The sequence below is a fragment of the Methylophaga sp. UBA4204 genome, assembly GCF_002379485.1.
Taxonomy (GTDB): Bacteria; Pseudomonadota; Gammaproteobacteria; order Nitrosococcales; family Methylophagaceae; genus Methylophaga.
The window spans coordinates 23,712-31,570 of sequence record NZ_DFTU01000034.1 but is presented as its reverse complement, the minus strand read 5'-3'; the positions used below and the strand labels follow the sequence as shown (position 1 = coordinate 31,570).

Below are 7,859 nucleotides of genomic sequence, written 5' to 3'. Positions count from 1 at the left end.
AAGTCAGAAGATCCAGCCATCCTGGCCAGTGCAGAAAGTAACCTACCAATGATTCAGGACACGCTGCGTATTCTATTTGCAGAGCAAAATATGGATTCAGTAAAAAGTCTGGAAGGTCGTACCCAACTCCAGGAAGAAGCTTATCAGCGTATTAAAGCCATTTTTGAAGAAGAGACAGGTAACAGCAACCTTGAAGCAGTGTATTTCACTACCTTTCTCTGGCAATGAACAGGCACGGTATTTGCTTTGAATAATTTATCGATAGGACATAGACAACATGGCTGAAATACAAAAAGATATCGAACTCAAACAAGGCATGAGCAAAAAAACCAAAATCATCATGATTATTGGTATTGTCGTGCTGTTATCTATCATAGGGGCAGGTGTTTACTGGTGGCTGTCTAAAGATGCAGCTTCGGATGAGTCGACAGAGGATGCCGAGGTAGAGGTACAGAAAGCCACTCCGGTTTATCATGAAGTGACCGCCCCCTTTATTGTCAATTTCTCAGAGCAAAGTAACGATCGGGTTCGCTATCTGCAAATCAAAATGAAAGTCATGGCGCGCGATCAGGCATCCATTGATCTGTTTGCTTTACATGAACCCGCACTGGTTCATGAATTGCTGATGTTGTTTTACAGTCAAAATTATGACGATCTCAGTACGACTGAGGGCACAAAGGCTTTACAGCAGGCATCGCTGGAAACCATTAATAGTTTCCTTAAACAGCAGAATAGTGATGTCACCGGGCTTGAAGCCGTTTATTTCACCAGTTTGGTAATGCAATAGATATGGCCGTTCACGATATATTGTCACAGGATGAAGTCGATGCACTGCTAAATGGTCTTGGCGGTGACGATATCCAGCAGAATAAACCTGAACTGGATGAGTTCGGCAAACCACGGCGTTATGACTTCGGTAACGAAGAACGCATTATTCGTGGTCGGATGCCGACGCTGGAAATGATCAACGAACGTTTCGCTCGCTATTTACGAATTAATCTGTTTAATATGCTGCGCCGCTCCGCTGAGATTTCAGTGGGTGGCGTTCAGGTGATGAAGTTCTCTGAGTATGTTCATACATTGTTTGTTCCGACCAGTCTGAATCTGATTCAGCTACAACCATTACGTGGCACTGGACTTATCGTCTTTGAACCCAAATTAGTGTTTACCATTCTGGATAATTATTTTGGTGGTGAAGGCCGGTTTCAGGCTCGTATAGAAGGCCGGGAGTTCACTGCCACCGAGTTACGGGTGATACGGATGGTGTTGAATTTGTGCTTTACCGATTTGACTGAAGCCTGGTCACCGGTTATGCCAGTAAAATTTGAATTCGTCAGCCATGAAGTCAATCCTCAGTTTGCCAACATTGTCAGTCCCAGTGAAGTAGTGGTTATTTCCACCTTCCATATTGAACTGGATGGGGGTGGTGGAGATTTACATATCACCTTGCCCTACTCGATGCTGGAACCGATTCGTGAGTTACTGGATACCGGCCTGCAAAGTGATCGTTCTGCCGATGATGGTCGCTGGGCCAAATCAATGCGTGAAGAATTGATGTTGGCGGATGTCACCGTTTCGGCAACACTGGCGCAAACGAAACTGACGCTGGAACAAGTTCGCTCATTAAAAGTGGGCGACATTATCCCTATCAGCATGCCCAAAACGGTGACCACAATGGTGGAAAATATCCCGATATTCCGTGCTAGCTATGGTGAGCATAATGAAAAAGCGGCGTTGAAAATCACCTCAATTATTGAACATCCCAAAGACACTACACCAAGTTACCAGATGACAAAGGCTAAAAATCATGAGTGAAGATACAAAACAATCCGATCAGGATCTGGCTGACGAATGGGCGGCTGCACTGGAAGAACAGGTCGATGACGATAGCGGCCAGGATGACTGGGCAGCAGCACTTGAAGAGCAGGCCGATGCCGAGTCATCAGCAGCCCGGCCCAGCCCTGCTCCACTGAATAAACTGGATGATGAAGGTAAACCACGTACTGATGTAGATATGGACATGGTTCTGGATATTCCGGTGACCATTTCGATGGAAATTGGCCGTACCCGAATCAGCATCCGTAATTTACTGCAATTAAGTCAGGGTTCAGTGGTTGAACTGGATCGGCTGGCGGGTGAACCGATGGACGTATTGGTTAACGACACCTTGATTGCCCATGGTGAGGTAGTGGTGGTTAACGACAAATTCGGTATACGTCTGACCGATGTTATCAGCGCCGCAGAGCGGATTAAAAAACTGCGATGAGATATTGGCAAGTCATTTTGGTGAACTCTGTTGCGTTGTTCCCACTATTGGTCAACGCAGAAACCATGAGTTCCACACCAGTCAATGCCAGTACATTGCTACAAACGATCTTTGGCTTGATTGTGGTGCTGGCGATAATTGTGTTTTTAGGCTGGATCCTTAAACGCAGTCAATTCTTTCACGCAGCACATAATGGTCAATTAAAGGTTTTAGGCTCCCTCTCTTTAGGTACGCGGGAAAAAGCTGTGTTGATACAAGTGGGCGAACAACAGCTTTTAATTGGTGTTACTGCGCAAAATATCAGCACTTTGCATACGCTATCCGAACCACTTCCCATTCGTGAAATTTCCCCACCCGCTGAGGGCGAGTCATTTGCTGATCGGCTGAAACAGATGATGCAGCAGCGAGGCCATAAATAATGCGTAGCGTTGGTTTGTTCTTGTTACTGCTAGTGTTGCCTGGCTTGGTTTTAGCTGAGCCCGGTATTCCTGCATTGACCTTGTCGACTGGCGAAGATGGATCACAAAGTTATTCGCTGACCTTGCAGATCCTGGCGTTAATGACAGTGTTGACGCTGTTACCGGCAGCATTGTTAATGATGACCTCATTTACCCGGATCATTATTGTATTGGCGATTCTGCGGCAGGCAATGGGTGTGCAGTCCACGCCTTCCAATCAGATTATGATTGGTCTGGCGCTGTTTCTGACTTTCTTTATCATGTCTCCGGTCTTCAGTACAGCCTATGAAAATGGCGTTCAGCCATATATGGATGGCGATATCGAAGCAACCGCAGCGATTGAACAGGTTAGTCAACCCTTTCGCGAATTTATGCTGGCGCAGACCAGAGAAAGTGATATCGAATTATTTGCTGAAATTGGTGGTTATTCCGCCATTGAAAGTCCTGCAGATGTACCTTTCAGCCTGCTGCTGCCAGCTTTTGTGACCAGCGAGTTAAAAACCGCTTTTCAAATTGGCTTTTTGATTTTCGTACCATTTTTGATTATTGATCTTGTCGTCGCTTCAGTTTTGATGGCAATGGGGATGATGATGTTGTCACCCATGCTGATCTCTCTGCCCTTTAAACTGATGTTATTTGTTTTAATTGATGGCTGGGCATTATTAATGGGAACGCTGGCTTCCAGCTTTTATATTTAGCGATGACTCCTGAAACCGTCTTAACCGTTATGCAGCAAACTCTTGAAGTGATTACTTTGCTGATTATTGTGATACTCATTCCAGCGTTAATCGCCGGCTTAATCGTGAGCATGTTTCAGGCGGCTACCTCTATCAACGAACAGACGTTAAGTTTCATTCCCAAATTGCTGGTAACGATTTTGGTATTGATGGTAGCCGGCCCATGGATGCTCAGTCTGGTCACCAATTACACGGTTCGACTGTTTGAAAACATTCCCTACCTGATAGGTTAGCGATGAATCTGTCTATCGCAGAAATCAGTGCGATGCTCGGGGCGTATATGCTGCCGCTATTTCGCATTGGCGGTATGCTGATGGTGGCACCGATTTTTAGTAGCAATTTTGTCAATGTTCGAACCAGACTGATCATTGCTCTGGCCATCACTTTCGTGGTGGTTCCAACCATCAATACTCCCCCCCCGGTATTCTCGCCGCTGAGTGGTGAAGGCATCCTGCTTATTGCTCAAGAAGTGATGATTGGTATCTGCATGGGATTTATGTTGCAACTATTGATTAATGCCTTCATCGTCGCCGGTCAGATTATTGCAATGCAGATGGGGCTTGGTTTTGCCTCAATGGTTGATCCTCAGAATGGCACTACGGTGCCAGTAATCAGTCAATTTTATCTGATCTTCATTACCCTGATGTTTCTCAGTATTAATGGGCATTTAGTATTGATCCAGGTGATGGCAGAAAGCTTTATCACCTTGCCAATGGGTGCCGGCGGTATTTCAGTGGAAAGTTTTCGTGATATCGCCGGGCTGGCCAGCTGGATGTATGCAGCCGGTGTTATTATTGCCTTACCTGCAATTGGCTCTTTAATGATGGTCAATCTGGCGTTTGGTATTTTGTCTCGTGCTGCCCCGCAAATCAGCCCATTTTCGATCGGTTTTCCGCTTACCATCGGCTTGGGCTTTGTCATCATTTATATCACCCTGCCCGCGGTCGGCAATCATCTGGTTAACTTTTCGGATCAAATGCTGGAAATGACACGAATGCTGGTAGTGAACAATGGCTGATCAGGATAGCGGTCAGGAACGCACCGAAGACCCCTCGGGTAAACGTCTTGATGAAGCACGGGAGAAGGGTCAGGTCCCCCGATCCCAGGAATTAAGCACAGTAGTGGTATTGATTTCCAGTGCGGTGGCGATGCTGTTTGTAGGTGGAAATCTGGTCAGCAGTCTCGGCGAGGTAATGACCCAATCCTTTTCGCTGAACCGCAAGTTGATCATGGACCCGCATATGATGGCGCAGCAGCTGATTGTCGCCTTGAAAATCATGGCTGTTGATGTCGGTAGTTTTCTGGCAATTACGCTGATAGCGGCATTAGCAGCTCCGGCATTGATTGGCGGCTGGAATTTCTCCACGCAGGCCATGGGCGTCAAACCGGAAAAGATGAGTCCGCTTCGCGGTCTTAAGCGTATTTTTGGCCCTCAGGGTCTGGTTGAACTTGGCAAAGCGCTAGGCAAGTTTTTACTGGTGGGCAGCATAGGCACCTTAATTCTGTGGAGTCTGCGTGACCGATTATTGACACTGGGACGGCAGGAAGTTGAAGTGGCAATGACAGAGCTGGGGTTCATTGTCCTCTGGGGATTTTTAGCAATTTGTGCCAGCCTGATTTTGATTGCGTTGATTGATGTGCCTTTCCAGCTATGGAATCACACTAAACAATTACGCATGACAAAACAGGAACTTAAAGACGAAAATAAAGAAACCGAAGGTAGCCCGGAAGTCAAAGGGCGGATTCGCAGGATGCAACTCCAGTTATCTCAACAACGGATGATGCAGGATGTGCCCGAAGCCGACGTTATCATTACCAACCCAACACACTACGCGGTTGCTTTACGTTACGACCAATCTAAATCTGGCGCTCCAATTGTCCTGGCTAAAGGCACCGATCTGATGGCGCAACAAATCAGAATGGTCGCCGATCACCACGAAGTGCCCATTATCTCTGCTCCTCCACTGACCCGAGCCGTCTATTACAGCACGGAAATCGGTCAGGAAATTCCATCTGGTCTATATATTGCAGTAGCCCAGATATTGGCGTTTGTCTTCCAATTGAGACGTTATAAAAATACGGGCGGTAACAAGCCAAATCTCAATACAGAAGACTTGCCAATACCGGATGAATTTAAACGAGATGAGTAGTCAATGGAGAATACAAGCCTGACAAGCCGTTTAGGTGGGGTGTTAAACGGTAATGTCGCGACACCAATGTTCCTGGTGGCATTGCTGGCCATGGTGGTCATTCCCCTTCCTGCATTTATGCTGGATATGTTATTCAGCTTTAATATCGCCTTATCACTGACCATCGTGCTGGCCAGTGTTTATGTGAGAAAACCCTTACAGTTCGCCGCATTCCCAACCATACTGCTATTAGCAACCCTGCTAAGACTGGCTTTAAATGTCGCTTCTACCCGTATTGTTCTGCTTGAGGGACACACCGGTACTGCCGCCGCCGGGCAGGTTATCGAAGCATTTGGTGAGTTTGTTATCGGCGGTAACTATGCGGTAGGTCTGGTCGTTTTCGCCATTCTGGTTATTATCAACTTTGTGGTGGTCACCAAAGGTGCAACGCGTATTGCTGAAGTTAGCGCCCGTTTTACCCTGGATTCGATGCCCGGTAAACAAATGGCGATCGACGCTGACTTAAATGCTGGCTTAATTGATCAGGATGAAGCCCGCCGTCGTCGTGAAGAAATCATGCAGGAATCAGATTTTTACGGTTCTATGGATGGTGCCAGTAAATTTGTTCGCGGTGATGCTATTGCCGGGATCCTGATCCTGTTTATCAATATCATCGGTGGATTTGTCATTGGTGTTCTGCAACATAGTCTGAGCTTTTCTGAAGCAGCACATAACTATACCCTGCTGACGATAGGTGATGGTCTGGTCGCCCAGATACCTTCATTACTGCTTGCTGCCGCTGCGGGCTTGCTGGTCACCCGCTCTACTGCTGATCAGGATATTGGTGAGCAGATTTTCTCTCAGTTGTTGAAAGAACCCAAAACCCTGGCCATTACCTCAGGCATTATCGGCGGAATGGGTTTAATTCCCGGCATGCCAAATGTCCCATTTTTACTTTTGGCCGGTGCCGGTGCTGGCAGTGCCTGGTTGATAGCACAGCGTCAAAAAGCCGCCACACTTGCGGCAGCTCCACCGCCACAACAGGAAGCCAATCGAGATCAACGGGAGCTGAGTTGGGATGATTTAAGTCCGGTTGATCCAATTGGACTGGAAGTCGGTTATCGCTTGATCCCACTGGTAGACAAAAATCAGGGCGGCCAGTTGATGAATCGCATCAAAGGTATTCGCAAAAAGATTTCGCAGGAAATGGGCTTCTTAATTCCACCGGTGCATATCCGCGATAATCTGGATTTATCGCCCACCGCGTATCAAGTCACTTTATTTGGTGTGACCTTTGGTGAAGCCGAGGTCTATCCCGATCGGATGCTGGCAATCAATCCCGGTCAGGTCTTCGCCCAATTAGAGGGTATTCGTACCAAGGATCCCGCCTTTGGTCTGGATGCAATCTGGATTGAGCCCAGCCAGCGAGAGCATGCCCAGGCCCAGGGTTATACCGTGGTTGATGTTGACACAGTTGTTGCCACCCATTTAAGTAAAATCCTGCAAAATCATGCGCATGATTTACTGGGACGCGAAGAAGTTCAGCACCTGCTGGACAATCTTGCCAAAACTGCGCCCAAACTGGTGGAAGGTCTGGTACCCGATACCGTCCCATTAGGTACGGTGCAAAAAGTTCTGCAAAACCTGCTACAGGAAAACATTCCGATTCGCGATATCCGCACCATCAGTGAGGCAATTGCCGAACAGGCAGCACGCAATCCCGATCCCGAGGCAATCACTGCCGCAACACGAATGGCGCTGGCACATTCCATCGTACAGCACATTAATGGCACCCAACCTGACCTGCCTATCATCACGTTGGATCCAGAGCTGGAACAAATATTGCTAAAAACATTACAGGCATCTGGAGAGGGTGGCGCAAGTCTGGAACCGGGACTCGCAGAAAATATGCACAAAAATCTACAAGAAGCGGCTCAACGACAAGAGATGTCGGGTGAGTCGGCAATTTTGGTGGTTCAGGCGGGATTAAGAGGTTGGATTTCCCGTTTTATCCGTAACGCGATTCCAGGACTACATGTGCTTTCCTACAACGAGATACCTGATGATAAACAAATACGCATTGTGGCAAATGTGGGTCGATAACAAGAAGGTGATGTGATGAAAATTAAACGTTTCCAGGCGGCAGATGTACGTCAGGCAATCCGCGAAGTACGTGAAGTACTGGGTCCGGATGCCGTTATCCTCTCTAATACTCGCGTTGATGGTGGCGTGGAGATTGTGGCGGCTACAGATTACGATGAGACGCAAT

10 protein-coding genes are annotated in these 7,859 nt (G+C 47.3%); all 10 read left to right on the top strand.

Annotated elements, in window-relative coordinates; genetic code table 11:
* On the top strand, positions 1-228 hold a 228-nt coding region (locus B3182_RS04575; RefSeq protein ID WP_292751722.1), incomplete at its 5' end, for a flagellar basal body-associated FliL family protein.
* A gap of 49 nt (positions 229-277) precedes the next feature.
* Positions 278-787: a flagellar basal body-associated FliL family protein gene (locus tag B3182_RS04570; protein WP_292353667.1), complete on the top strand. Its 510-nt coding sequence runs from the start codon at positions 278-280 to the stop codon at positions 785-787.
* Positions 788-789: 2 nt separating this feature from the next.
* Complete coding sequence (fliM, locus tag B3182_RS04565) at positions 790-1,815, top strand: flagellar motor switch protein FliM (RefSeq protein ID WP_292353666.1); 1,026 nt, start codon at positions 790-792, stop codon at positions 1,813-1,815.
* Entirely contained in the window at positions 1,808-2,266 is a 459-nt protein-coding gene (fliN, locus tag B3182_RS04560; protein WP_292353665.1) for a flagellar motor switch protein FliN, read from the top strand. The genes fliM and fliN overlap by 8 nt, the downstream gene beginning before the upstream one ends.
* 65 nt (positions 2,267-2,331) lie before the next feature.
* The gene (fliO, locus tag B3182_RS04555) at positions 2,332-2,685 is read left to right on the top strand and encodes a flagellar biosynthetic protein FliO (RefSeq protein WP_292400093.1); all 354 of its coding nucleotides are present in this window, start codon (positions 2,332-2,334) and stop codon (positions 2,683-2,685) included.
* The gene (fliP, locus tag B3182_RS04550; protein WP_292353663.1) at positions 2,685-3,422 is read left to right on the top strand and encodes a flagellar type III secretion system pore protein FliP; all 738 of its coding nucleotides are present in this window, start codon (positions 2,685-2,687) and stop codon (positions 3,420-3,422) included. Before fliO ends, fliP begins: the two co-directional genes overlap by 1 nt.
* A gap of 2 nt (positions 3,423-3,424) precedes the next feature.
* Positions 3,425-3,694 carry a flagellar biosynthesis protein FliQ gene (gene fliQ / locus B3182_RS04545; RefSeq protein ID WP_014708077.1) on the top strand — a complete coding sequence of 90 codons (270 nt, stop codon included), beginning with the start codon at positions 3,425-3,427 and terminating at the stop codon, positions 3,692-3,694.
* A 2-nt stretch (positions 3,695-3,696) separates the two neighbouring features.
* Positions 3,697-4,479: a flagellar biosynthetic protein FliR gene (fliR, locus tag B3182_RS04540; protein WP_292353662.1), complete on the top strand. Its 783-nt coding sequence runs from the start codon at positions 3,697-3,699 to the stop codon at positions 4,477-4,479.
* Positions 4,472-5,611, top strand: a complete 1,140-nt coding sequence (gene flhB, locus B3182_RS04535) for a flagellar biosynthesis protein FlhB (protein WP_292353661.1) — start codon at positions 4,472-4,474, stop codon at positions 5,609-5,611. Before fliR ends, flhB begins: the two co-directional genes overlap by 8 nt.
* A 3-nt stretch (positions 5,612-5,614) precedes the next feature.
* Positions 5,615-7,693 carry a flagellar biosynthesis protein FlhA gene (gene flhA / locus B3182_RS04530; protein WP_292353660.1) on the top strand — a complete coding sequence of 693 codons (2,079 nt, stop codon included), beginning with the start codon at positions 5,615-5,617 and terminating at the stop codon, positions 7,691-7,693.
* The last annotated feature ends 166 nt before the right edge of the window (positions 7,694-7,859 follow it).